The sequence below is a fragment of the Clostridium ljungdahlii DSM 13528 genome (genome assembly GCF_000143685.1).
GTDB lineage: Bacteria > Bacillota > Clostridia > Clostridiales > Clostridiaceae > Clostridium_B > Clostridium_B ljungdahlii.
Genome location: NC_014328.1, coordinates 3,575,428 through 3,600,713, shown reverse-complemented (window position 1 = coordinate 3,600,713; position 25,286 = coordinate 3,575,428). Strand labels below are relative to the sequence as shown.

Annotated in this window: 22 protein-coding genes, 1 tRNA gene and 1 pseudogene; 23 read left to right on the top strand and 1 reads right to left on the bottom strand. The window is 30.2% G+C overall.

The genetic code is table 11. The features are described from left to right. Positions 1–133: 133 nt before the first annotated feature. Genes CLJU_RS16230 through CLJU_RS16215 form a run of 4 tightly spaced genes read left to right on the top strand, consistent with a single transcriptional unit; the run spans position 134 to position 2,757 of the window. The gene (locus tag CLJU_RS16230; protein ID WP_013239922.1) at positions 134–475 is read left to right on the top strand and encodes a PadR family transcriptional regulator; all 342 of its coding nucleotides are present in this window, start codon (positions 134–136) and stop codon (positions 473–475) included. Further along, positions 468–1,124 carry a permease prefix domain 1-containing protein gene (locus CLJU_RS16225; protein WP_013239921.1) on the top strand — a complete coding sequence of 219 codons (657 nt, stop codon included), beginning with the start codon at positions 468–470 and terminating at the stop codon, positions 1,122–1,124. The genes CLJU_RS16230 and CLJU_RS16225 overlap by 8 nt, the downstream gene beginning before the upstream one ends. A 4-nt stretch (positions 1,125–1,128) precedes the next feature. Next, positions 1,129–2,088: a DUF4097 domain-containing protein gene (locus CLJU_RS16220; protein WP_013239920.1), complete on the top strand. Its 960-nt coding sequence runs from the start codon at positions 1,129–1,131 to the stop codon at positions 2,086–2,088. Between the two features lie 54 nt (positions 2,089–2,142). Further along, positions 2,143–2,757 (top strand): methyltransferase family protein, encoded by a 615-nt coding sequence (locus CLJU_RS16215; RefSeq protein ID WP_013239919.1) that lies wholly within the window; start codon positions 2,143–2,145, stop codon positions 2,755–2,757. A 126-nt stretch (positions 2,758–2,883) separates the two neighbouring features. On the opposite strand, the gene CLJU_RS16210 is transcribed toward CLJU_RS16215, so the two are convergent. Further along, complete coding sequence (locus CLJU_RS16210; protein ID WP_013239918.1) at positions 2,884–4,266, bottom strand: aspartate kinase; 1,383 nt, start codon at positions 4,264–4,266, stop codon at positions 2,884–2,886. Positions 4,267–4,833: 567 nt separating this feature from the next. On the opposite strand from CLJU_RS16210, the gene CLJU_RS16205 reads away from it, so the two are divergent. The 19 genes and pseudogenes from CLJU_RS16205 to brxC all read left to right on the top strand — a co-directional run bounded on the left by CLJU_RS16205 (position 4,834) and on the right by brxC (position 25,229). Then, complete coding sequence (locus tag CLJU_RS16205; protein WP_013239917.1) at positions 4,834–6,477, top strand: sigma-54 interaction domain-containing protein; 1,644 nt, start codon at positions 4,834–4,836, stop codon at positions 6,475–6,477. A gap of 202 nt (positions 6,478–6,679) precedes the next feature. Next, positions 6,680–8,083: a sodium:solute symporter family protein gene (locus tag CLJU_RS16200; RefSeq protein ID WP_013239916.1), complete on the top strand. Its 1,404-nt coding sequence runs from the start codon at positions 6,680–6,682 to the stop codon at positions 8,081–8,083. Next, positions 8,083–8,319, top strand: coding sequence for a hypothetical protein (locus CLJU_RS16195; RefSeq protein WP_013239915.1), 237 nt, complete (start codon positions 8,083–8,085; stop codon positions 8,317–8,319). Before CLJU_RS16200 ends, CLJU_RS16195 begins: the two co-directional genes overlap by 1 nt. A gap of 22 nt (positions 8,320–8,341) precedes the next feature. Continuing rightward, a complete protein-coding gene (locus CLJU_RS16190) occupies positions 8,342–8,884 on the top strand; it encodes a hypothetical protein (protein WP_013239914.1) in 543 nt (180 codons plus the stop codon). A 22-nt stretch (positions 8,885–8,906) separates the two neighbouring features. Further along, complete coding sequence (locus tag CLJU_RS16185) at positions 8,907–10,478, top strand: HAL/PAL/TAL family ammonia-lyase (protein ID WP_013239913.1); 1,572 nt, start codon at positions 8,907–8,909, stop codon at positions 10,476–10,478. 255 nt (positions 10,479–10,733) lie between these two features. Beyond that, on the top strand, positions 10,734–11,882 hold the full coding sequence (locus tag CLJU_RS16180) for an MFS transporter (RefSeq protein ID WP_013239912.1): 1,149 nt from the start codon (positions 10,734–10,736) through the stop codon (positions 11,880–11,882). Between the two features lie 176 nt (positions 11,883–12,058). After that, positions 12,059–12,484, top strand: a complete 426-nt coding sequence (locus CLJU_RS16175; RefSeq protein WP_013239911.1) for a YjdF family protein — start codon at positions 12,059–12,061, stop codon at positions 12,482–12,484. Positions 12,485–12,871: 387 nt separating this feature from the next. Then, on the top strand, positions 12,872–13,087 hold the full coding sequence (locus CLJU_RS16170) for a helix-turn-helix transcriptional regulator (RefSeq protein WP_013239910.1): 216 nt from the start codon (positions 12,872–12,874) through the stop codon (positions 13,085–13,087). Beyond that, positions 13,074–13,454, top strand: a complete 381-nt coding sequence (locus CLJU_RS16165) for a DUF2178 domain-containing protein (protein ID WP_013239909.1) — start codon at positions 13,074–13,076, stop codon at positions 13,452–13,454. Before CLJU_RS16170 ends, CLJU_RS16165 begins: the two co-directional genes overlap by 14 nt. A gap of 393 nt (positions 13,455–13,847) precedes the next feature. Continuing rightward, on the top strand, positions 13,848–15,290 hold the full coding sequence (locus tag CLJU_RS16160) for an MFS transporter (RefSeq protein ID WP_013239908.1): 1,443 nt from the start codon (positions 13,848–13,850) through the stop codon (positions 15,288–15,290). A gap of 138 nt (positions 15,291–15,428) precedes the next feature. Further along, positions 15,429–16,238 (top strand): annotated as a pseudogene (locus CLJU_RS16155) (hydroxyacid dehydrogenase); the annotation flags it as partial. 105 nt (positions 16,239–16,343) lie between these two features. Further along, positions 16,344–16,709, top strand: coding sequence for a MarR family winged helix-turn-helix transcriptional regulator (locus CLJU_RS16150; RefSeq protein ID WP_013239906.1), 366 nt, complete (start codon positions 16,344–16,346; stop codon positions 16,707–16,709). A gap of 142 nt (positions 16,710–16,851) precedes the next feature. Next, complete coding sequence (locus tag CLJU_RS16145; RefSeq protein ID WP_013239905.1) at positions 16,852–17,493, top strand: DUF3786 domain-containing protein; 642 nt, start codon at positions 16,852–16,854, stop codon at positions 17,491–17,493. Between the two features lie 99 nt (positions 17,494–17,592). Further along, the gene (locus CLJU_RS16140) at positions 17,593–18,624 is read left to right on the top strand and encodes an epoxyqueuosine reductase (protein WP_013239904.1); all 1,032 of its coding nucleotides are present in this window, start codon (positions 17,593–17,595) and stop codon (positions 18,622–18,624) included. 103 nt (positions 18,625–18,727) lie between these two features. After that, positions 18,728–18,814 (top strand) — tRNA-Leu (locus CLJU_RS16135). A gap of 422 nt (positions 18,815–19,236) precedes the next feature. After that, entirely contained in the window at positions 19,237–20,148 is a 912-nt protein-coding gene (locus tag CLJU_RS16130; protein WP_013239903.1) for an Abi family protein, read from the top strand. Positions 20,149–20,362: 214 nt separating this feature from the next. Then, entirely contained in the window at positions 20,363–20,971 is a 609-nt protein-coding gene (locus CLJU_RS16125) for a DUF1819 family protein (RefSeq protein ID WP_013239902.1), read from the top strand. Between the two features lie 80 nt (positions 20,972–21,051). After that, the gene (locus CLJU_RS16120) at positions 21,052–21,636 is read left to right on the top strand and encodes a DUF1788 domain-containing protein (protein ID WP_013239901.1); all 585 of its coding nucleotides are present in this window, start codon (positions 21,052–21,054) and stop codon (positions 21,634–21,636) included. Between the two features lie 26 nt (positions 21,637–21,662). Continuing rightward, positions 21,663–25,229 carry a BREX system P-loop protein BrxC gene (brxC, locus tag CLJU_RS16115; RefSeq protein WP_013239900.1) on the top strand — a complete coding sequence of 1,189 codons (3,567 nt, stop codon included), beginning with the start codon at positions 21,663–21,665 and terminating at the stop codon, positions 25,227–25,229. The last annotated feature ends 57 nt before the right edge of the window (positions 25,230–25,286 follow it).

Here is a 25,286-nt window from a genome sequence, read left to right as displayed (position 1 = left end):
TTGGACATATATTCACATTATATATATGTCCAAATAAAATATACCTTGACAGGTGAGGTATGATTTTATATAATATAACTAAATTATTAAAGTAATTTAGTTTACAATTTAATATGTTGTAAGGAGTGAGTAGATGTCTATAACTTCAGATGTTATAAGGGGGCATACAGAAACCATAATTTTGGCGCACTTAATTGAAAAGGACAGCTATGGTTATGAAATCAATAAATTTATAAAGGAAAAGACGGATAATAAATATGAACTTAAAGAAGCAACTCTTTATTCTGCTTTCAGAAGGCTGGAAAAAGCTTCTCTTATAACTTCTTATTGGGGAGATCAAAATACAGGAGCAAGAAGGAGATATTATTCTATAACAGAATTGGGAAAAGAAGTACTAAATCAAAATAGGCTAGATTGGAATGAATCAAAGGAATTAATAGATAAGTTAATTAATGGAGGTAATGAAAATGCATGAAAGATTGAGAAATAGTGTAGAAGAATTATTTGAAAATGCACCTAAAACTCATAGAGCAACAGAGCTTAAAGAAGAGCTTTTAGCTAATCTTATAGATAAATATGATGATTTGGTATCTTCAGGAAAAGGTGAAGAAGAAGCCTTTAAAATAGCTATTTCAAGTATAGGTGATGTGGATGAACTCTTAGAGGGGTTAAAAGATAAAAATATGTTTGATTATGATGAGGAGCAAAAATATCGCAGGAAAAATGCACTTGTATTGTCTGTGTCTGTAGGATTATATATTATGAGTGTAGTGCTTTTAATGCTGTTAAATCAAGTTTTTATGGTAAATAATGTTGTATCCGTAAGTCTTATGCTTACAATAGATGCTATTGCAACATGTCTTATAGTCTACAATCATGCTTCAAAGCCTAAATATGTAAAAGGAGATGATACTATCGTGGAAGAATTCAAACAGTGGAAATCTTCTAATGACAGCCAAATGGAAATTATTAAATCAATTAAATCTATAGCATGGCTAATTATAGTTGCCCTATATTTTATATTGAGTTTTGTTTTTGATGCTTGGGGATATTCCTGGGTTATATTTATAATAGGTGCTGCCGTAGAAAAAATTATAACTTTGAGCTTTAAGTTGAAGGAGTAGAAATATGAATAGAAATAGAAGCCTAATAAAAGTATTAATTGTAATGTGGGCTGTCATTGCAGCAGCAGGCATATCTTTCTTAATATATGGATTTTCTCACGGAGAGGGTTTCCCAATATTTGAATATGGAAATAAAATAACAGGTGCTAGGTATGTTGTACAGAAAAGTGAAAGCACATCTGTAAATAATTGTAGTAAGATAAGCTTGAGATTTTTTAGAGGAGATGTGATTGTACAGGCAACAGATGAATCAAACTTAAAAGTTGTACAAAGTGCATCTAGAAAGTTAAAAGATGGAGATAAGTTTGTAATAGAAAAACAGGGAAATGACATTGAAATTAGAAGGAGAGATGAAAATAAAGTTTTTCACAATAAATTTATTAATATATTCGATGGATTCAATACAAATGAGAAAATAGAATTGTATGTACCTAAAAGCTATGCTAAAGATTTAGATATAAGTACAACTTCAGGAGATATCTTATTTAACTCTGACATGAAATTGAATGATATAAATTGTATACAAAGTTCTGGAGATTTTAAGATGGATGGTAGTATTACTGCAAATAATGTCGATATAAAAACAAATTCAGGAGATATAGGTATAACTAGCCTGGATTCTAAATATTATAATATACAAGCTATATCAGGGGATATATTCGTAAAGTCTATTTCAGGCTCTGGAAATGCAAAAATTGTATCAGGAGATATAAAAATGAATTACAAGTCCATTGATGAGTATGCTAAGGCAAGCTCTACTTCTGGAGATGTGAAGATGGTACTTCCTCAAAATTTGAGTTTTAAATTTGAAGGAAAGTGTACTTCTGGAGATATAAAAGGAGATTTTCCATTAACCTATGAAAATAGTAGAAAAAGCAAAGCATCTGCACAAGTAGGAAATGGACCATATAAGACAATAAATGTAGGTACAGTATCAGGTGATATAGATATTTCAAGCAAGTGATGAATATGGAAAATAAAGAAAAGGGATTAAATAAAATGTTGGAGGTGGAAAGGCTTGGATATTAGTGACTTCGCAAAATTTTCAAATATGTTTGAATATAATATATATATTTTTGCAATTGGATTTATGTTTCTATGTGAATTTATAATATGGATATTTGCTTCAAGTGGAAATAAAAAAAATAGGAAAAAATCTGATAGAGGTTCAATTTGGTTAATAGTTTTAGGATATTGGTTAAGTATTTATGTAAGCTATTATTTCACAGGTTCAGAAGTAAGTGAATTTATAAGAAATCTTGTATTCCCACACATATTTTATTATTTAGGTATTTTCCTAATAATAGCAGGTACTATAATCAGGGCTTATTCTGTGTGGACATTAAAAAAAGCATTTACATTATCAGTACAAACAACATCTGACCAACATTTAATACAAAAAGGGTTTTATCGATATGTAAGAAATCCTGCTTATACAGGAAGTATACTAAGTCTTTTGGGAATAGCATTTTCATTGAGAAATATATTGGCACCTATAGTTGTTTTAGTCATTTGTGTATTATGTTATGGGATTAGAATAAAAGTTGAAGAAAAGGCATTAAGGGAACAATTTAAAAAAGAATTTGAAGATTACTGTAAGCGTACGTATTGTTTATTTCCATTTGTGTGGTAAGATATGAGGACTTGATTAGTTTACAAAAATTGTTTTGCAAACTAATCAAGTCCTCTAAGTGTATTATCAGTACAGGTAACTTTTTAGTATTAGAATGAGTACATGCTTTGAATAAGTTTGAAAAATTTATTTACTTAATACATTAAAATAAATAGGAAGGGATTCATTTTCCGTATTTGACTTTTCAATTAATACAGGATTATTAATTGATTCATAAATTAGTTTAATTGTCTTAGAAAGATCAGCGTCCTCTACTCCAAAAATAATATTGGATTCACAAGATGGCTGTATAATTATTTTTATTTTAACATTTTGGTTAGATAAATTTTGAAAAATCCTATGGATAATTTGCCTAAATTTATTTATATTTCTTATAATTATTCCGACTAAAGATATATTATGATTTATAGTTATGGAACCTGGATTAAGCTGAGTTTCTATTTTACTAATAAAAGAACTTTCACATTTACGTAATTGGAAATCTGGTACAATTAATGATACAGAATCTGAATTAAAAGATAAATGTTCTATAGAAATATTATTAGTGTTTATAATGGAAAATAGATTATGCAAACCATCATTTATCAAATTGAGCTTTTCCAATGTTACTATTGAAAAATTTTCTTTGCCGGATATTCCAGCAATAGTATTTTTATAATCTTCATCGGGTAAATTATCAGATATAAGAGTACCAATGTCGTCTGGATTATTGGTGTTTCTTATATTTATTGGAATTTTACTTTCCTCAGCTGGAATAATTGAATCTTCATTAAGAACATTTGCTCCCATATGAGAAAGATTTTTTATTTCTTTATATGTCATGTTTCTTATATTTTTAGGGTCTTTTACAATCTTTGGATTTGCCATTAACACGCCGGATACATCAGTCCAGTTTTCATATATAGAAGCATTCATAACACTTGATATTATGGAACCAGTTATGTCTGATCCTCCTCTTGGAAAAGTTTTAATCGATCCATCTTTATTAGAACCATAAAAACCGGGTATTACAGCTTTTTCTATATGGGAAAGTTTACTCAAAATTAACATTTTAGTAGCTTCTTTATCTAACTGGCCATTTTGCTTAAATGAGATTATATCTGAAGGATCTATAAACGTAAAATTCATAAATTTTGAAAAAATTAAACCATTCAGATATTCTCCACGGCTTAAAATATAGTCCTTAGAGGCACCGTTAAAAAAATCATTTTTTATACCATATAAGAATTTTTTTATATCTAAATCTAATTTTAAATTATTACATATAGAAACATATTTTCCTTCGATTATATTGAAATAATTTTCAAATAGATTTTTATTGTCAACACAACAATAGCATTTATATAGAAGATCTGTGACTTTATAATCTTTTTCAAAAGTTTTTCCTGGAGCAGAAACTATGATATATCGTCTCCTTTTATCTTGCAAAACGATTTCCTTTACTTTTTTAAATTGTTTATCATTAGCTAGTGAGCTTCCTCCAAATTTAGCAACTATTAATTTATTCATTTTTAAGGTCTCCTATGAATTATAATTTATTAAATCAGATTTTTTTATTATAGCTTTATTATATTATAGTTTAGAATTTTACACTTTTTATTGCTTTTAATGCTAGAAATATTGCTAAAAATGCTTTTGAATAAAGTACTATAATATTTTATGCAATTTAAAGGCAGAAGGTATCTGTAAAAATTCAATTGGTTATTTTCATTTATATTGTAAAATGTTATCAATTACAACATTTTACAGTATGTGCGCGCTTTTTAGGTAAGAATGATTATTTTATATTTGTTAATAGAATATGATATTATGAAAAGGTATACAAGGACTTTATAAAATTTTGTTAATAATTTGACAAAATTTACTTTATAATTTTATGAAATTATTATTAATCTAGAGGCATATTTAAAAAATATGAATTACAAACTATAAATAATGTGTCTTAAAGTGGTTTTATATTAGTAAAAATGATATAATCATATAAAAATTGAAGACAATATGCATTTAACTAAAAATGCAATAATTATTGATTTTTAGAATTACTAAATATGAAATCAACTTTAAGGGGGTAAAGGTATGATTTCCATTGATATTATGTTATTTATTGATAATGATAATGTTCTAAGACATGTCAAATTTGGAGATTTAACGAGAACAGATAAGAGGATATATATTTTAAAAAAATATATAGGAAATGAAATCACTAGTTTTTTAGATGTAGATTTGAAAATAGATAGTGGTTATATAAAATGGGGGGAGCTATTTCTTAGATATTTTAAAACCGAGAATTTTACAGGCAAAGGATACATTTTATACATAACTCAGGCAGAAAGTGATGAAGATCTATATAGGGCGGCTTTTGACTGCTTATCAGAAGGAATGCAGATATATGATAAGAATGCACATCTTGTATTTTGCAATAAATTTAATGAGAAAATTGAAAAGATGGATAGAAGAAATATAATTGGAAAGCATTTATTGGATATTTATAGTTTAGAGGAAGATTATAGTACGATTTTAAATACAATGAAAAAGGGAGAAGCTATAGTAGATAGATGTGATAATTTTAAGAATAATAAAGGTGAAATAATTTCAACAATGAATTCAGGTTATCCTTTATTTCTAGGAAGTAATTTAATTGGAGCTGTTGGGTTAGTACAAGATGTGTCAGTTTTCCAAAAGTATAGGGAGAAAGCTGCAATTTTTAAGAATTTTATAGATACTAAAAAAAGTAATAAATATTTAAAGTCGCCAAAAAAGTACTATGCATTAAAATATTATAATTTTGATGATATAATTGGAAAAGATGAAAATTTTCTTGAAGCAATTAATTTAGCATGTAATGTTGCTGAAAGAGATTGTTCTGTACTTATATATGGGGAGACTGGTACTGGCAAGGAATTGTTTGCACAGAGTATTCATTCTGCAAGTAAAAGAAAATATAAGGAATTCATTGCAGTAAACTGTGCTGCTATTCCTGAAAATTTAGTAGAGGGTATATTGTTTGGTACAGAAAAGGGAGCCTTTACTGGAAGTTATGATAAGAAGGGACTATTTGAACAGGCTGAGGGCGGTACATTATTTTTAGATGAAATTAATTCAATGAGTCTTCAAATGCAGTCTAAACTTCTTAGGGTTTTGCAGGAGAAAAGTTTTAGAAGGGTAGGAGGAAGCAAAGATATTGAAAGTAATGTAAGGATCATTTCATCTACCAATGAAAAACCATTTTCATTGATTAAAAATGGCAAGATGAGAAGTGATTTATATTATAGAATAAGTACAATAACGATTAACATTCCTCCACTTCGGGAAAGAAAAAAAGATATTGAACTACTGGCACAATTATTTATGAAAAAATTATGCCGTAATTATTCAAAAAATATAAATGTAATGTCAGATGAAGTTATCAAAGTATTTAAAGAATATGATTGGCCGGGAAACGTAAGGGAGCTGCAGCATTGTATTGAATATATATTTAACACTATAACTGAGGATACTATATATATAAGTGATTTACCCCAATATATGAAAAAGAAAGCTAACAGGGACTGCAAAAAAGGTTTGCAGCATAAAACACTGGAACAGATACTTAATGAATATGAGAGAGAAGTAATAAAAACTGCTCTTAGAAAAAATAAGAATAATGTGACAAATACAGCAAAATACTTGGGAATGAAGAGACAAAGTCTGCAATATAGAATGAAAAAATATGGATTATAGATGCATAATGATTTTGCACTTTTGCAAAATCATTATGCATCTTTTTTAAAATCATAGGATATGAAAATGCAATAAGCTAGAATAAAACCTGATATTTTCAGCATTTTTAATATATTCACACAATACTGAAGCTGGCATGACTTTTGCTATAAATTATTTTATTAATTAGATACAAAATATAAAATAAGGTAGGTGTTGGATTATGTTATTATCAAGCTTTGACAATGTAGTTATCATTTTATGCTCAATTCTACTAATTTTTATTGGCTGGTATTTTTCAAGGGCAGTAAAAGATATGGAGAGTTTTTATCTAGGTAATAGGAGTCTTCCATGGTCTCTTACTGTTGGAGCACTAGTTGCAACTTGGTATGGTGGAGTTGGAACAATTGGAACAGTTGAGTATTCAGCAATGTATGGATTATCTGTTTGGGTTATTTGGTGTGTTACCTCCCATTTAGGACGTATGCCATTAGCACTTTGGGTAGGACCTAAAATACATATTAGAACAGACATTACAGTTCCAGATTTATTGGAGAGTGCATATGGCAAGGGAGTTGCAGTCCTTGGTGCTATATTAATGCTTACGTACTGCACTCAAATAGGTCAGTTAACGTCATTTGGGTTTATAGGAAAGGTTGCCTGGGGAATTAATAATTTTACGGCAGGTATAGTATGTATTGTAATGGTTATTGTAATTGCAGTTTTAGGGGGACTTATGGGAGTTGCAGTTACTGATATGTTAATGTTTTGGTGTATGTGTTTTGGACTTACAATGGTGCTGCCTGGACAATGGGATAGTGTTGGCGGATGGGCTGGACTTCAGCATGCATTATCTAAAACTCCAGCGTTAATGGATCCATTAGGTGGACTTACGCCTATGAAAGCTTTAATGCTCTGTGTACTTTCATTTGGAGTTTATGCCGATCCAACATTTTACCAAAGATTTTCTGCATCAGATTCACCAAAATCAGGAAGACGTGCACTTCTATCATGCTTTGTTTTGTGGGTTTGTTTTGATATTGTATTAACTCTTACAGGACTCATTGTTAAGGTAAGGTATCCAAATATGGTACCTGGAGAAGGATATATAAAACTTGTATTAGGAAGTTTACCTCAAGGAGTAAGGGCATTATTTATAATTGGTCTTGCAGGTTCAATAATTTCTGCATTAGATGGATATTACCTTTCAGGTGGAGCAACTCTTGCAAATGATATATACGGTAGGATTAAAGGAAATGTTACGCAGGACAAACTGGTTCTACTTACAAGAATAGGTATAATAATAGAATCAGTAGCAGCATTATCAATTGCATTTAAATTTACTACAGCACAAGATGCATTTATATTTGTAAGCAGTATCTGGATGGCAGCAGGATTTGTCCCAATAGTTGGTGGACTTGTTTGGAAAGGTAAGAAAACGGCATTAGGAGGTTATCTTGGGATACTTGTAGGGGGATTTGCATTTGCATATTTTAAGTTATTTCCTATTAAGGCTTTCAATGTGGAAGCACTTGTTGTTGCACTGCCATTGTCTTTAATAGCATGGATTTTAGGCAATAAGTTTGGTAAGTCTATTCCTGAAAAAGTAGCTAAGGAGGTAGTATAATGTCAAAGAAAAATGATAAACTTGAAATTTCCTGGTTTGGAATTGATGGGTTTCTTGTATTGCTTTATTTTATAGTAGTAGGGGTAATTTATTATGCAATTTCAGCTCATAATGACTTTATAGTGGGAAGGTTAATTCCCTATGGGATTATGATTGCTGTAACTTTAATTTTTATAAATTATCTTGGAATAATATTTAAATTTTCTAGAAAGTCTAAAGGCAATAAGGAAAAATAAATTTTTATTAGGAGTAGATATTATGGATATAAGAGCATTCCCTATTAAAGTTGAAAAACAAGAAGCAGAGAAAAGAGCTCAAGCTATGGGAGGAGTTTTATGGAAAGTTATATTTTTAAATAAAAAGCTTTCTGAGGTTAGAAAACATTTTGTTGAATTTAAACTTGTGACCCTTGAAATTATCCATAAACCAACAGTTATTGAAAGAATGGTATCAAAAAAAGCTCATGAAAAAAAACAAACAATTACTTTGCTTGCCAATGGATCAACAGGATCTGTTTCATGGGTAGATAGTATGCCTGACATAATTGAATTAAAGGAAGTTGATAGTAATGCTATTCAACTGTCTGATAAAGATGATGATTATCTTATATTAAAAGCAAGAAAGCTTGCATTAAAAGTTGTGCACAGGCATGTCGGAGGAATACCAGAATTCAAAGTTTTAAAAATAGAAAGTGTTTTTAGACCATATTGGGTTGCTCTTTATGGTGATGTGGCAGAAGGCAATAAGGTTCGATATATGCCTATTGCAGCTGATGGATGTGGATCACATAGGAGTATGTAACTAAGATGAAGAGGTGATACTATTGGAATATGAAGATGAGAAAGACTGTATTCAATATGCAAAAAAGTTAAAGCAGGTAGTTATAGGATGTAAAGATATTACTCTTGAGGAGTTTATAGCAATATCAAGGTATAAGGCAACAGTTATATTATCAGATGCTTTTAGAGAAAGAGTTACTAAATCGAGAGGACTGGTAGAGAAATTTTTAAAGGAGAAAAGAGTTATATATGGTTTAACTACAGGATTTGGTGATAACTGTGATAAGATTATTGAGCCTGAAGATGCAATTATTCTTCAGAAAAATATACTGAGATCCCATGCTTGTTCAATAGGGGAAGCATTAGAAGGGGAGTGTGTTAGGGCAATTCTATTAATGATGATTTTGAATATGGGACAAGGTTATTCAGGAGTAAAACTGGATACTATTGAAACTATAGCTAGCATTTTAAATAGTAATATAGTTCCATTTGCGCCCTGTCATGGGTCAGTAGGATATCTTTCAGTAGAAGCACATATCAGCTTAGTTCTTATAGGTGAAGGTAAGGCTTTTTATAATGGCAAACTAATAGATGGTTATGAGGCATTACAATTGGAAGGGATAAAACCAGTTGAATTAGGTTGTAAGGAAGGACTTGCTTTGGTTTCCGGAACTACTTCGGTTACTGCCCTAGCTGCATTGGCAATATACGATGGAATAAAGGCTGCAAAAACTGCAGATATTATCGGAGCAATAAGCCTTGAGGCTTTAAGGGGAACTACAAGAGCATTTGACCCTAGACTGCAGTCTGTAAGACCCCATGAGGAACAGAACATGACAGCTAGAAATATTCTAAGGATACTTAAAGACAGTGAAATTGCCATAAAATATAAAGATTATAGACTTCAGGATGCGCTTTCTTTAAGATGTATACCTCAGCTGCATGGAGCAGCTAAAAAAACTCTAAAAGATGCTGCAAAAACAATAATTACTGAAATCAATTCCTGCTGTGATAATCCTGTTATATATCCAATTAAAGATGATGGTGTTGCACTTATGGGTTGTAATGCAGATGGATCATATGTTGGAATTGAAGCAGATTCCTCATGCATTGCTATGACAAGCATTGCCAAAATGTCAGAAAGAAGAATAGATAGGCTTGTAAATCATCATATAAGCGAATTGCCGGCATTTTTAATTGAGAAGACTGGACTTAATAATGGTTTTATGATTCCACAATATACGGCTGCAGGACTTTTAGGGGAGATGCGTATATTGTCAACACCAGCAAGTATTGATAACACTCCAACATGTGCAAATCAAGAAGATTATGTGAGCATGGGTTACAATGCTTCAAGGAAAGCGTATAAGTGTGTGGGATTATTGGAAAACATATTATCCATTGAGTTATTAAATGCACTTCAAGCTGTTGAGTTTCTAAAACCACTAAAGATGTCTACGGCAACAAAATCGGTGTATGATTTGATTAGAAAAGTTGTTCCTAAGATAGAAGATGATGAGCATTTATATCCTTATATTGAGTATATAAATAATCAAATACATGAAGGCAATATTTTAGAAGAAGTTGAAGATGTAATAGGTGTTTTGGAAATTTAAAATGTAGGCCTTAATATAATAAGGGCATGAAAGTAAGCAGGAAACTTTCATGCCCTTATTATATTATAAGAAAAATGTTATAATCCAGAAAGGGATGTATATGAAAAGTCAGTATCAAATAGAATTATAAAAAGATCTCGTTTTAAAAGTTAATTTTATATACTATAATGAACTTTGTATAATAATTGGATTTATGTTTTGAAAAACAAGGTGGAAAGTAAAACTAATTCAAAAATTTTTTGTAGGAGAAATTTAATGGAAAAAAACTTTAAAGCTATGGTAACTATTTTTATAGGATATTTTTTATTGTCACTGTTTTCTAATACATTATCACCTTTTATAACAACTATAAAAAGTACGTATAATGTGTCATCATATGTCATTGCATTTATACCATCAGTAGTATATTGTGCCGCACTTATAACAAATATTGTAGGGGCAAAACTTATGCCGTGGCTGGGAATTAAAAATGGACTGTATCTGGGAATTGTATTTGAAATTTTTGCAAGTCTTATAATTGTATTTTCCAAATCATTTTATGTTATTTTAACTGGATATTTTATGGCAGGATTGGCAACCGGGATGGCATGCTTGTATTTGAGTACGATGCTTTCACTTCTTCCACAAAAATATCAAAAATTTAGTTTTGCAAATGCATGCTTTGGATTAGGTGGAATTTTAATTTTGCCAATAGACAGATTTATATTAAAGATGGGTATAAAATTTAATTACACATATATTATTCATATATTACTTATATCTTTTTATATTATTCTTGTGTCAAAAATGGATAGAAGGACATTTTATAAAAGTAATTCTAAATGTAACACTTCTTTTTCTATATTAAAAAACCCTATGATTTTATTGCTTTGTATTGCGGTATTTTTCTATGTCGGAGCGGAGATCTCAACTACAAATTGGACAGGAACTTTTCTTAAAAAATATTATGGAATTAGTAAAATCGAAGTACCAAATATACTTTTAAGCTTTTGGATCTTGTTTACTATAGGAAGGAGTTTAGGAGATAAATTTTTAGAAAGGGTTGGACAACTTAGATTCCTTTCCATATCACCTTTAATATCAATTTTAGGAATTATTATTTTACTATTTGGAAAAAGTAAGCTTCAAGCTTTAACAGGATTTGCAATTATAGGAATATCAATATCAATTATGTATCCTGCACTGCAAGGATATATTGTGCAGCATGTTACTGAAAAAAATATACCTTCTGCATCTGCTGTTACTATGATTTTCAATAACTTGGGAGCTACATTTTTAACCTATATAATAGGTTTTGCAGGTGGTATAAAAATAACTTATGTATTTATAATACAAATATTGTTTTACATATACATAGCATTAATTTCTGTGTACTATAGAATTTTTAAACCTGGTAAAGTTTAGGTTTTGAAAAAACATTGCATTTTAGATGATTTTTGCTATTATGTTAATAGAGATAAAAACACAGTTTTGGTTGGTAGTCCAAAACTTGGCTTGTACTTTATAAGTTAGCAGTAACCTGCCCTCCTGGGGTTGTCCATTCTCTAGATTTTTTATTTGTTAAACAGGAGGAATATAAAATGACAGCTAATATTAAGCTAACAGTATTTTTTGAAGAGCCATTTTGGGTTGGCGTGTTTAAAAGGTGGGATTCTGATACAATATATCTTTCAAGGGTTGTATTTGGTGCTGAACCAAAAGACTATGAAGTATACGACTATATACTAAAAAATTTTAATGATTTAAAGTTTAGTAAACCGTTGGATATCAATTATTCTGATAAAAGCATTGATAAAAAGATAAATCCTAAAAGACTTCAGAGAAAAATTAAAAAAGAGACTAAAGACAATGGTATAGGTACAAAAGCCCAAATTGCCATGAAGCAGCAATATGAAGATTTTAAACTAAAAATAAAAAAGGTCTCAAGAGAAAAAAAGGAAGAAGAAAAAGAGAAAAAATTTAAATTAAGGCAGCAGAAAAAATTAATGAAGCACAGGGGACATTAACTAGAATTGTCAATAATTTAATTTGTTTGGTGTGGTTTTTAAAATTATCTTATGGCTATTTTTGCTAAGATGGTATCTACGAAAGGGTTTGATTTTTTAAAACCTTTTTTTATCCGATCGCTACCATTGCTAACACGCCCCATCGCGCACAGTGAAAGCGACTATACCAAATCAAAGATTTGGTATAGTCGCTTTTCTATCAAAGTGGTGGGATAAGCACTGCTAGGCGCCTGGATAACGATTTCTAAGCATAAGTTGGAGTCAAAACTCAACCTTATGCCAAGAACTCTGTTTATAACAACGATGGAAAGCAAACTTGACATTGCAAAAAAACAGTAATATTCTAATATTACAAAGTCACTTTTCATTGTGATTGGAGGCATTAATTTGAAAAACAGGCTTGAAAAAATTAGAAAACAACATGGCATCACACAAGAGGAGCTAGCACAAAAACTGGAGGTATCAAGACAAACAATTGGATCCCTTGAAAATGGACGCTATAATCCATCTATATTGCTAGCTTTTAAGATTTCTAAATTTTTTAATGTGAGTATTGAAGAAATATTTATTTATGAGGAGAGTTCAGAAAATGAAAACTTTTAATTATGTATTTATCGTGGCAGTAGTTGTAATGCTAATTAGTTCAGCAATCGGTATGTTTTTTGTAGGTGGATATACGTCTAAAACCATACCTTTAATTCTTATGGCAATGGCGGTAGCTTCAATTACTAATGGCATATATCATAAATTTCTTGTGAAAGAAAAAGATAAAGATGAACGGAACATTGCTATTGAAAATAGAGCTAAGGCAAAGGCTTTTGATATTATGGAAATAGTATTTGGTATTCTTGTAATTTCATACGTTTTTTTGAGAGTTAATTTACTTACAATTTTCCTTGCAATTGCAGCATATTTGGTTATTTTTGCATCCTATATGGTGTCTTTTTCTAAGTATCATAAGGAAATGTAAAAAACAACAGATAGTGAAAGTAAAAACTTATTGACTATGAATAATAAGGCGTTAACTTTGAACAAACTAACTAATAACATATATAGATGTATACAGGCTTATTTTTATAAACAGAGTTTTTGGCATCAGATGGAGTTTTGATTCCACCTGATGCTTATTAACAGGATTCTTAGTGTTTCAGCACTTAGAAGGCGTTATCTTTTAGAAAAAATTGTTATCCAGAGACGTAGCTGCTCGCAACGTACACTTGGAGAAAAGTAGATATCCCAAATCTTTGATTTGGTGATAGTCGCTTTCACAGAGTGCGTGAGAGTATTAGATCAGGTAGTCATCGGATAAAAAACTTGAAGGATTTAAAAAATGAAAAAGCATTTGTGAGAGGATGAGTGAAGGTTGAAAAAAATTGAAAGTGAAATGAATAAAAAAAAGTGGCTGATTCTGATTACAGTTGTTTCTGCTACATTTATGTCAACACTTGACGGCAGCATTGTAAATGTAGCACTGCCGGATATGGCATCTAAATTAAATGTAGGAATGTCAGGTATTACATGGGTTGTTACCAGTTTTTTAATAACTGTTGCAGCAACTATTTTAATATTTGGAAGGCTTGGAGACATGATAGGAAAGACAAAAGTTTTTAAATTTGGAGTCGTTCTTTTTACAATGGGTTCACTGCTGTGTGGGCTCACAAGTTCACTGCCCTTACTTGTAACAGCAAGAGTTATACAGGCAGTAGGAGCATCAGCTACCATGGCTACTAATCAAGGAATCATAACTCACGTTTTTCCGGCTAATGAGAGGGGGAGGGCACTTGGAGTTTTAGGTACATTTGTGGCATTGGGTTCTATGGCAGGTCCTCCAATTGGGGGCATTATTGTTTCCGCTATAAGCTGGGAATATATATTTTTAATAAACATACCAATAGGAATAATTGTATTTATACTTACATTAAAGATATTTCCTAAAGCACATACTACTTCTGATGAAAAACTAGATATAAAAGGAGCTTTACTATTTGTAGTAACTACAGTTTCGCTGTTTGGAGCATTGGGACAAGGCCAGGTAAAGGGTTATGACAATATATTTATAATTTTAGCTTTTGTAATTTCATTTATAACTTTTGTATTGTTTATTATATTAGAACATAAAATAAGCATGCCAATTTTGCAATTGAGTATTTTTAAAAACAGTTTATTTTCAATAAGTATAATATGTGCTTTTATTTCATTTATTGCAATTAGTGCATCAAATATAATACTTCCTTTTTACTTTCAGGATACATTGAAATTTTCACCGGCAGCATCTGGAATGCTCATGATGGTATCTCCTATTGTTTTATCTGTAGTGGCTCCTTTTAGTGGATATATGTCAGATAAAATTGGATCCGAGATACTTACCTTATTTGGACTTAGTTTTACGAGTTTAGGGTTGTTTTTCTTATCTAGTTTAAATGAAAGGTCTTCTGTACTTTTGATTATAGGTTATATAGTAATTATGACTCTAGGAAATGGAATGTTTCAATCTCCTAATAATTCGCTAGTTATGTCTACTGTTAGTAGAGATAAGCTTGGAATAGCAGGAAGTGTAAATGCCCTTATTAGAAACTTAGGATTTGTTCTAGGTACATCTCTTTCCACGTTATTACTTTACAATAGAATGAGTCATAAAATTGGGTACAGAGTGGTGGATTACATAAAAGGCAGAGATGATGTTTTTATTTATGGCATGAGATCAGTATATATAAGTGTTGGTATTATGTGCTTATTTGGAGTTTTGATAACTGCATTAAGGCTTTACTATAGTAAAAAATTAAGGGGATTATATATGAAGGGGTGATTTAGTATGAGTTATAAAGTTTTGATTACGGAAAATATATATGAAGAAGGCAAGGAGTATCTTAGAAGTCATGGTTATGAATTAAAGATGGCTTCTGATATTTCAGAAAATGTTTTGGTATAGGAAGTAAAGGACTGTGATGCAATATTAGTTAGAATGGCAAATATTACTGAAAAAATTATGAAATCAGGAACAAAGTTGAAAGTCATATCTAAGTTTGGTGTGGGAGTAGATAATATAGATGTTGAAGCTGCATCAAGTCTTGGAATAAGAGTCACCAATTCTCCTGAATCCAATAAGAATAGTGTGGCTGAGTATACTATGGGCCTTATACTATTACTTGCTAAAAGATTACTTATTTATGATAGAGAACTTAGAGATGGGAATTTTCAAATAAGAAAAAGTTTTGGAATGGATCTTGAAGGTAAAACCCTAGGAATTATAGGAGTTGGAAGTATAGGAGAGCTTGTTGCTTTAAAGGCTTCAAAGGGATTTGGCATGAAAGTTATAGGATTCAAGCGAAATATAGCTGCAAATCAAATCGATAATATAAAACTTACTGGAGATTTAGATTATGTACTTAAAAATTCTGATTTTGTAAGCTTGCATGTTCCACTTACAGAGAAAACAAAGGGTATGATAGGAAAAAGGGAGCTGTCTATTATGAAGCCTGAAGCATTTCTTATAAATACGGCACGGGGAGAAGTAGTTGATGAAGATGCCTTGCTTGAAGCACTTTTGCAAAATAAAATTGCTGGAGCTGCTATTGATGTATTTAAAGGAGAAGAACCATCGAAAGATAATCCTCTTTTTAAACTTGAAAATGTAATTGTAACGCCTCATACTGCAGCACATACAGAAGAAGCAGGTATAAGGATGTCTCTTCATCCAGCCATTGGTATAGATGAAGTGTTAAGCGGAAGAGAGCCTTCCTGGCCAGTAAATTGAGTTTGATGTTTCTAGGGGTGTATTTGCTTTACATAGGAGAGAAACATTTATGAGAAGAAACCATCACCGTGTAATTGTCTTAATATTAGAAGGGCTTCACAAGCAATGACTAAAGTTTACGATGAATTTCTTGTACCAAGTAACTTGAAGATAAGCCAGTTAGCATTACTTAGACATATAAACCAATTAGGACCAGTAAGTGTAAGTGACTTAGCTGTAGTCATAAGATTAGATAGAACTACCCTTGTGAGAAATCTTAAACCTTTAGAAAAAAGTGGATTTGTAGAAGATATATCAACAGAAAAAACTAGAAATAGACAACTTAGATTAACAGATAAAGGAATTGAAACTTATAAATATTCAGAAGAACTTTGGGAGAAGGCACAAAGTTTTTTAGAAGAGTATCTTGGCAAAGATAATATATCCACTTTTACGACATTACTTTCTAAAATTGAGGCTTTAGTTTCTTAAATTTTTTACCAGTTATCGTGTATATACACGATAACTGGTATATACTTAAGTTTAAAGTTTTTAAATGGGATAAAAAAGTTAATTTTTAAACCAAACTGCATATATGAAAGCTAGGTAATTATGAAAACGGGAGATTATTATTATGCAAAATTATAATAAAAACAATTATGATCTATGCTATGAAAATCTTTGTATAGAATTTGCTAAGCATGACCCAGAAGAAATGGCAAATAAAAGCGGTGCTAAATATAATTTTGAAAAAAAGGAATTTACTTTAACTTATTTAAACAGAGAATATATAATTTCTTATCCACAGGGAAGAATTGTATTAAAAAATGATACACAAAGAAATTTATTTAGAGATAATGTAATGAAAAAAATGTTGATAATTAGTTATTTTCACAGATGTACTAAAGCCACCCACCAAAATAAATGGGTACCATACAGAGAATTAGATGGAGCTGTTTTATATAATGTTTCAGGTGGTATTACTACAAATAAATTATCACAATTCTTTGGGCATAAAGGAGATCTTTTCTTAAAAGTTGGACATATTCTTGGTGCAAAAAAGATATCATATGGAGATATAGCTTTAAAAATTGATGTGTTCCCGAACATTCCAATAATTCTAGTTTTATGGCTAGCAGATGATGAATTGGAGGCTAATTCTAATATGTTGTATGATCCTTCGGTGGTGAAAGAGCTACATCCAGAAGATGTGGCCTTGTTATCCTCTTTGCTAATTGATGAAGTGATTGAAATTGCTAAACAAATATCAGAATGATTAATAAACTATAGTAGTGAAAAAATGCTTAAATAATTTAACAATATGAAGTTAAAAAATAAATATATTAAGCCAAATTTATAAAAGGTGGTAGTCAATATGAATATAATTGAACAAATGATTCAAAAAAAGGCTTACGAACTGGGCTACGAAAAATGTGGTATTATTCCGATTGGTTTGATGGATGGATATGCTAAAAAATTTGAAGAACGTATTGAAAAAGTTCCAAAATCAAAGATGTTTTATCAAAATCAGCAGCGCTTAGTTAATACATTGGCAACATATCCATGGGCGAAGTCTGTAGTAGTACTTGCGGTACAATATGGAAAATATAAAATTCCAGAGGTAGTAAAGGGACACATAGGTAAGTCATATTTATTTGATATACGTGTTGATAAAAATACAAAAGAATATCAGAATAATCGAGCATTGGAAAAATATATGCAGGAACTTGGTTTAAAGGTAGAGACAAATCAAAAATTTGGAGTGGTTGGAATGCGCTGGGCAGCTTTGCAAGCTGGAATTGGTATTGTTCGCAGAAATAACTTCTTATACACAGAATCTGGTTCATGGGTTCATCTTGAAGCTTGGGTAACTGACAGAGAAATGGAGTTAAAGGAAACAAATGATGTTTTACAGTGTCCAAAGAACTGCAATCGCTGCATGGCATCCTGTCCTACAAAATCTCTTTCTGATCCCTATACTATGTCACCAACTACATGTATTTCTTTTTTGACAACCTTTGGTGGGCGTAATTTGCCCCAGGAACCATTAAGTAGAACATTTGGAAATTGCATTTATGGTTGTGATATTTGTCAGGACGTATGTCCTATGGACAAAGGAAAGTGGAAGGAAGAAGAAGAATTTCCTGGCCTTGCAGAATTATCTTCTGTATTAACTCCAGAGAATATTTTAAATATGGAAGAAGGCTTTTATCGTAAGAAAGTCCAACCAAAATTTTTCTATTTATCATCAGAAGAACTTTGGAAATGGAAAGTAGATGTATTGTGCTATATGCGTAATAACTATAAGGAAACTTATAGACCACTTATTATAAATGCCTGCAATAATGAAAATTATAAGGTACGTGAAATGGCTTACTCAATTTGTAAGGAACTTTGTTTACAATAATTATTATTTTTTTAAAAATTCTAACTTGACAAATGTGCTAGCACCTGTTATCATATTATATGTTAACCGCTAAAGTATAGAAATTAACAGCGGATACAGATATGCCGAAGTGGTGGAATTGGCAGACGCAACGGATTCAAAATCCGTCGTTGGTGACAACATGCGGGTTCGACTCCCGCCTCCGGCACCATGAATATCAACAGTTAAGAGCATTTTGGAATTTATTCCAAAGTGCTCTTTTTGGGTTTATGTCCTCCAAATGTCCTCCAAAAAAATATCACAAATTGAAACAGATTAAAACAAAATAACAAAAAAATGATCTCGCGTTAGAACTTATAAAGATGAAATTAAAGGAGTAATTGAGAGGAGCGTTAAAAGATAAAAAGAAAGATATATCGAGATATATGAATATAATTTAACGCAATTGAAATATTTAAATGAAAAATAAGTATACAAATTTGCAAAATTGTTATACTATAATAGTAACAGAACTTACAGCGCCTCTTAACAATGCGAAACGTGTAAGTCATTAAACTTGTTATATTATTGTAAATCCACCGCGCCTCTTAACAATGCGAACCGGGTGGATTTTTAGATATATGTGGAGGGTTTATGGAAGATGAGATAAAGCTTAAAGAACCTAGGACATTTGAAGAACAATTAGAAATATTAAAAGATAAACATATGAAAATAGATAATGATGATAAGGCTATTAATGTTTTAAAGATAACAAATTACTACAGATTAACTGCGTATGCATTGCAATTTAATAAAAATGATGATTATGCTTATAAAATTTCTTTCACGGATATGTACAAACTGTATGAATTTGATAAAGCATTGAGAAGTTTAATTTTAGATATATTGGAAGATATAGAAATAGCATTTAGAACATATATGGCATATAGTTTATCAATTAAATATGGTACTGAGGCATATAAAAACTCAGACTTATTTAAAGATGAAAGATTTTATAATGGATATGACGATGTTGCAGGAAAACATCATAAAGGATTAATTGATGAAATAAAACTTGAAATTCATAATAATAGAAAAGAATTATTTGTAAAGCATCATTTAATTAAATATAAGGGACGTTTCCCAATATGGGTACTAGTAGAAATATTTTCGTTCGGTATGTTATCAAGAACGTATTCTAATTTAAATACAGCTGATCAAAAAGATATATCTAGAAATTGTTTTAACATAAATAATCAGTTGTTGGAAAGTTGGGCTGAAAATTTGTCATACATCAGGAATATATGTGCGCATTATGGTAGATTATACAATAAGAAAATGGCAATAATACCTAAATTACATAATAGATATAACGAATATAAAGAAAGTATAAATTCAAATAGATTATTTATATCTATATTAGGTATAAAAGAACTTACGAAAAATGGTAGTAAATGGGGCATATTTCAGAACAAATTAAAAAAGTTACTTAATGAGTATAAAGATGTTATAGATTTAAGATTGATTGGTTTTCCTGAGAATTGGGTAGAAATATTATCAAAGTAGCATATCAACATTTAAGAGTACTTTGGAATTTATTCCAAAGTGCTCTTTTTGGGTTTATGTCCTCCAAATGTCCTCCAAAAAAATATCACAAATTAAAACAGATTAAAACAAAATAACAAAAAACTGTATGTAGTTTAAAAGAAGTATTTTGATTTTTCCTATTATGCTATAATAATAGGAAGTATAAATTTTGGGACCGAAGGAATGGTAAAATATGACTAAACAATTAGAATATAAATCCACAATAAAATCGATGCCTTACCTTTATATAGAAACAAAAAAGGCTGCAAGCCTTATTTTAAAAGGATTTAATGATTATGAAATAAAAAATATGTCTATTAAAGAAAATATTTTCCAGATGAAATCTGAAGCACGAAAAAAAGAAATTGCGTCAATAACATTAAAAAGATTAAAGAGTTTAGATGAATTCCTACTTGATAAATTAGTGAATGGAGATTTAGAAACGAGTAAGCAAATTGTGATTTATATGATTATGAAAACTGATAGGCTATTTTTTGAGTTTATGAGCGAAGTTTATAGGAACAAAAATATCTTGAGGGAAAAATATATTACAGATAGTGACTTTAATGTTTACTTCCAAAGAAAATGCGAACAAAGTGATACTGTAGCATCATGGAAGGAATATACCTTTTATAAACTCAAACAGGTACTTACTAGAATTCTTTTTGAAGCAGGATTCATTAAAAATCAAAAGGGTGATAAGGAAATAACTATACCAATAGTAGATTGTGACTTAGCACAACATTTAAAAGAAATAGGTGACGGTATATACTTAGAAGTGATGTTAGGACATAAGTCTTAAGTAGAAGTTATATGAAAAACTTGTAAAGGATAACGAGGCGGACTATTAAGTTGTTAAAATGCCTAGAGGAGAGTTAAAAAATGAAAACTATATATCAAAGATTGGATGGAATAATACCTAAGATTACAGATAAATCCTTTAGGGAAAATAAAGGGTTAGGTAATGAGATAAGTTATTATATATTTGATTATGAACCTAAGTATGAACTTTTGGTAAGAGATCATATTCAGTTCATAAAACAAAAAATTAGCGATGAATACTCTAATATTCATATAAAAGAATTTGATTTATATGAAATAATATTAGAAACGATGGATAAAAAAGGATATCTGCAAAAAAACATTGAAATGGAGAAGAAAAAAGGTAGCAAATATGTTTTTAATGCTATTAGAAAATCACTTAGATTGACTCTTAAAAATGATATGGTTTTGGATTATATAGTAAATAGAGTTGAACCTAATGATATTGTGTTTATAACTGGTGTTGGCAAAGCATGGCCAATTATGCGTTCACATACAGTATTGAATAATTTACATAATGCAATTGATCAAGTGCCTGTAGTTATGTTTTTTCCAGGGGAATATGATGGCTTAGAATTGATTTTATTTAATGAGATCAAAGATGATAATTATTATAGGGCATTTCAATTAATAGATAAATATTAAAGACTGAGATACGGAGGGGTTTAAGCATGGAACTTAAGAAGATGTTCTTAAAGGATATAGAAAGGGATATAAAAGGAGTTATTAAAGTAGGACAGGATGATGACTCCGATATTTTTCAAGAACTAGATGAATATGTAGTTACAAATGAATTACTAGGACATTTTGGTGACTTCTTTGAAGCATATAAAAAGGGTATATTAGATCATACAGATAAAATGGGAGTTTGGATATCAGGTTTCTTTGGTTCTGGTAAATCACATTTTCTAAAAATATTATCATATTTGCTTGAGAACAGGGTGGTAAATGGCAAAAAATCTATTGAATACTTTGATAATAAAGTTTACGATCCAATGGTTGTGGCAGATATGAAACAGGCAGGGGATATTACAGCAGATGTTATTTTATTTAATATTGATTCAAAGAGTGAATCAGATTCTAAGGCAGACAAAGATTCCATATTAAAAGTATTTAATAAGGTGTTTAATGAAATGCAAGGCTTTTGTGGTTCTATACCATGGGTTGCAGATTTAGAAAGACAAATGGTTAAAGATGAAGTGTATGAAGATTTTAAGGCAGAGTTTGAAAAGATATCAGGGAGCAGTTGGGAAGATTCAAGAGAAGATTTTTTCTATGAGGAAGATTCTATTGTAGAGGCATTATCTAAAACTACTAAAATGAGTGAAGAAACAGCAAGAGATTGGTACAACAAAGCAGAAGAAAATTATAGTTTAAGTATAGAGAAGTTTGCTCAAAGGGTTAAAGAATATATTGAAACAAAAGGTAAAAATCATCATGTACTTTTTTTAGTGGATGAGATTGGACAATACATAGGCAGCGATTCTCAGTTAATGCTAAATTTGCAAACAGTCGTTGAAGATTTAGGAACATACTGTGGTGGTAAAGCATGGGTTATCGTTACTAGTCAGCAAGATATAGACTCTGTAACAAAGGTAAAAGGAAACGATTTTAGTAAAATTCAAGGCAGATTTAATACTAGATTGTCACTATCATCTGCAAATGTAGATGAAGTAATTAAAAAGCGTATACTACAAAAAAAACCAGGAGCAGCAGATTCATTGAAATTGCTGTATGAAGATAAGTGTTCTATATTAAAAAATTTAATAACTTTTTCAAATGATACGGCTGAAATGAAAGTATATGAAAACGAAAATGATTTTGCCGAAGTGTATCCATTTATACCTTATCAGTTTAATTTACTTCAATCGGTATTTACAGGAATTAGAATACATGGTGCATCTGGTAAGCATTTAGCTGAAGGTGAAAGGTCACTACTTAGCGCATTTCAAGAGTCATCAATTAAATATGAAAATGAAGAAATGGGCGTATTAATACCATTTTCAGCATTTTATGATACCATAGAATCATTTTTAGATGCTAATATAAAAACCGTCATAATTCACGCAAAAAACAACTCGAAGCTTAACGAGGAAGATGTAGAAGTATTAAAACTTTTATTTATGATTAAGTATGTAAAAGAAATACCTTCAAATCTTGAAAACATATCTACATTATTAGTTAAGCATATAGATGATGATAAATTAGAGATTAAAAAGAAAGTAGAAGAATCATTAAAGAAATTAGTAAGACAAACCCTTATTCAAAAAAATGGAGAAGAATATATATTCCTAACTCACGAAGAGCAGGATGTTAATAGGGAAATTAAGAGTATAACAATTGATATGGGAGAAGTCATACAAAAAGTTGGTGGAACAATATTTGAAGAAATTTATACTGAAAAGAAATATAGATATTCTTCAAAATATGATTTCCCATATAATGCAATGATAGATGACATACCAAGAGGACAGCAAAATAATGAAATTGGGTTAAAAGTAATTACACCTTATTTTGAAACAGGTATAGATCTTACCCATCAAGAATTAAAATTGATGTCTGCAAGAGAGAATAATGTAATTATAAAATTACCAAATGATACAACATTCCTAGAAGAAATGGAAGAAATATTAAAAATTCAAGCATATCTAAGAGTAAAAAGTGGTACTGCATCAACACAGGTCATAGAGGATATAAAAACTAGAAAATCAAGAGAAGTTTCTGAAAGAAAAGATAGAGTTAAAAATCTATTAATTGAAGGGTTAAAAACTGCTGAAATGTTTGCAAATTCGGAGCTTTTGGATATTAAAGAAAAGAACCCAGTTGAACGTATAAATGATGCATTTAAGACATTAATAGATACGCTATATAGCAAACTAAATTATATTAAGGAATATATAGATAGTTCAAGAGAGTTACAAGATATTCTATTAAACAATAATGTTCAGGGAAGTTTTATTGAAGAAAAAAATAAGTTAGCAATAGATGAAGTAAATAGTTATATTGAAAGAAATACATCAAGAAACATTCCTATGACCATGAAAGGGATTATAGGATTATATTCAAAAGCCCCCTATGGATGGGTAGAACTTGATATTGCAGCAATAATAATAAAATTATTTAAGGCTCAGGAAATAAAGATAGAATATAATAGTCAGTATTTAACTACTGATGATAGGGATGTAGTAAAATATTTAACAAAGAGGGATTATTTAGATAAAGTATTAGTCAAGAAGAGAGCAAAAACTCCAGTAAAATATATAACTAATGTTAAAGAATTATGTAAGGAATTATTTAATTATTCTGCTGTGCCGGCTGATGAAGATGGACTTATGAGTAGGTTTAAAGACTTAACACAGGGAGAAATAGCAAGTATAAGAGAACTCCTAGTATATTATAAGCAAGCAAATTATCCAGGTAAAGATATACTTGAGGAAGGAAAGAGAATTTTTGATGAAGTAATAAGTATAAAAGATACTATGGAGTTTTATGAAAAATGTTATGAGTTAAAGGATGACTTTTTAGATTATGCAGATTATTCTGAGGATGTAAAAAAATTCTTTAAGAATCAAAAGAAATTCTTTGATGATGCTTTAGAAAAAATTGAAATCTATAATAAAAATAAGACTTATGTTTTAGATGAACAGGCTATAGATTTAATACAAAAGATTAATGAGATAGTTAGAAGTAAAGAACCATATTCTAAGATACCTCAATTACCAGGATTGATTGAAGAATTTTCAAATAGATTTACTGATTTACTAGAAGTAGAATGTGAGCCAGTAAGAAAGGTAATTCAATTAGACTGCGAGAAAGTATTAAATGAACTTAGTTTATATGAATTTAAAGATGAATTAAGTGCCAAGTTTCAAAAGAGATTTGATGATTTGATTAGTAGACTAGATAGGGCTAACAATTTCTATGAAGCAATAGCAATGAAAGAAGAAAGCGATAGATTAAAAATGCGTTCTTTTGAAGAAATATCAAAAGAAGTAGAAAGAAGAAAGCCACCAGTAGTGCCAAATCCAGAACCAGTTGTAGGCGGCGGTGCTGATATAATAAGGGGAGAAAAGCCTCCGGTATATAAGATAAAGAAAACAAAGAATATAAGCATAGCCAACATACTTCATGGAGCCAAAACTATAGAAACTGAAGCTGATATTGATGAGTTATTAAAGGATATAAAAGCAAAGTTAAAGCAGGAATTAAATGAGGATACCAGAATAAAACTTGTTTAAATAGTATTTTATACAAAATATATTAAAATTTTTATTTTGCATAGATATATGAAGGGA

What these genes read in the sequence shown, in the direction of transcription:
- CLJU_RS16200 (WP_013239916.1), top strand. Translation starts at nt 6,680, where the DNA reads ATGTTATTATCAAGCTTTGACAATGTAGTTATCATTTTATGCTCAATT.
- CLJU_RS16150 (WP_013239906.1), top strand. Translation starts at nt 16,344, where the DNA reads ATGACTAAAGTTTACGATGAATTTCTTGTACCAAGTAACTTGAAGATA.
- CLJU_RS16190 (WP_013239914.1), top strand. Translation starts at nt 8,342, where the DNA reads ATGGATATAAGAGCATTCCCTATTAAAGTTGAAAAACAAGAAGCAGAG.
- CLJU_RS16145 (WP_013239905.1), top strand. Translation starts at nt 16,852, where the DNA reads ATGCAAAATTATAATAAAAACAATTATGATCTATGCTATGAAAATCTT.
- CLJU_RS16125 (WP_013239902.1), top strand. Translation starts at nt 20,363, where the DNA reads ATGACTAAACAATTAGAATATAAATCCACAATAAAATCGATGCCTTAC.
- CLJU_RS16205 (WP_013239917.1), top strand. Translation starts at nt 4,834, where the DNA reads ATGATTTCCATTGATATTATGTTATTTATTGATAATGATAATGTTCTA.
- CLJU_RS16220 (WP_013239920.1), top strand. Translation starts at nt 1,129, where the DNA reads ATGAATAGAAATAGAAGCCTAATAAAAGTATTAATTGTAATGTGGGCT.
- brxC (WP_013239900.1), top strand. Translation starts at nt 21,663, where the DNA reads ATGGAACTTAAGAAGATGTTCTTAAAGGATATAGAAAGGGATATAAAA.
- CLJU_RS16175 (WP_013239911.1), top strand. Translation starts at nt 12,059, where the DNA reads ATGACAGCTAATATTAAGCTAACAGTATTTTTTGAAGAGCCATTTTGG.
- CLJU_RS16225 (WP_013239921.1), top strand. Translation starts at nt 468, where the DNA reads ATGCATGAAAGATTGAGAAATAGTGTAGAAGAATTATTTGAAAATGCA.
- CLJU_RS16230 (WP_013239922.1), top strand. Translation starts at nt 134, where the DNA reads ATGTCTATAACTTCAGATGTTATAAGGGGGCATACAGAAACCATAATT.
- CLJU_RS16130 (WP_013239903.1), top strand. Translation starts at nt 19,237, where the DNA reads ATGGAAGATGAGATAAAGCTTAAAGAACCTAGGACATTTGAAGAACAA.
- CLJU_RS16140 (WP_013239904.1), top strand. Translation starts at nt 17,593, where the DNA reads ATGAATATAATTGAACAAATGATTCAAAAAAAGGCTTACGAACTGGGC.
- CLJU_RS16195 (WP_013239915.1), top strand. Translation starts at nt 8,083, where the DNA reads ATGTCAAAGAAAAATGATAAACTTGAAATTTCCTGGTTTGGAATTGAT.
- CLJU_RS16120 (WP_013239901.1), top strand. Translation starts at nt 21,052, where the DNA reads ATGAAAACTATATATCAAAGATTGGATGGAATAATACCTAAGATTACA.
- CLJU_RS16210 (WP_013239918.1), bottom strand. Translation starts at nt 4,266, where the DNA reads ATGAATAAATTAATAGTTGCTAAATTTGGAGGAAGCTCACTAGCTAAT.
- CLJU_RS16180 (WP_013239912.1), top strand. Translation starts at nt 10,734, where the DNA reads ATGGAAAAAAACTTTAAAGCTATGGTAACTATTTTTATAGGATATTTT.
- CLJU_RS16165 (WP_013239909.1), top strand. Translation starts at nt 13,074, where the DNA reads ATGAAAACTTTTAATTATGTATTTATCGTGGCAGTAGTTGTAATGCTA.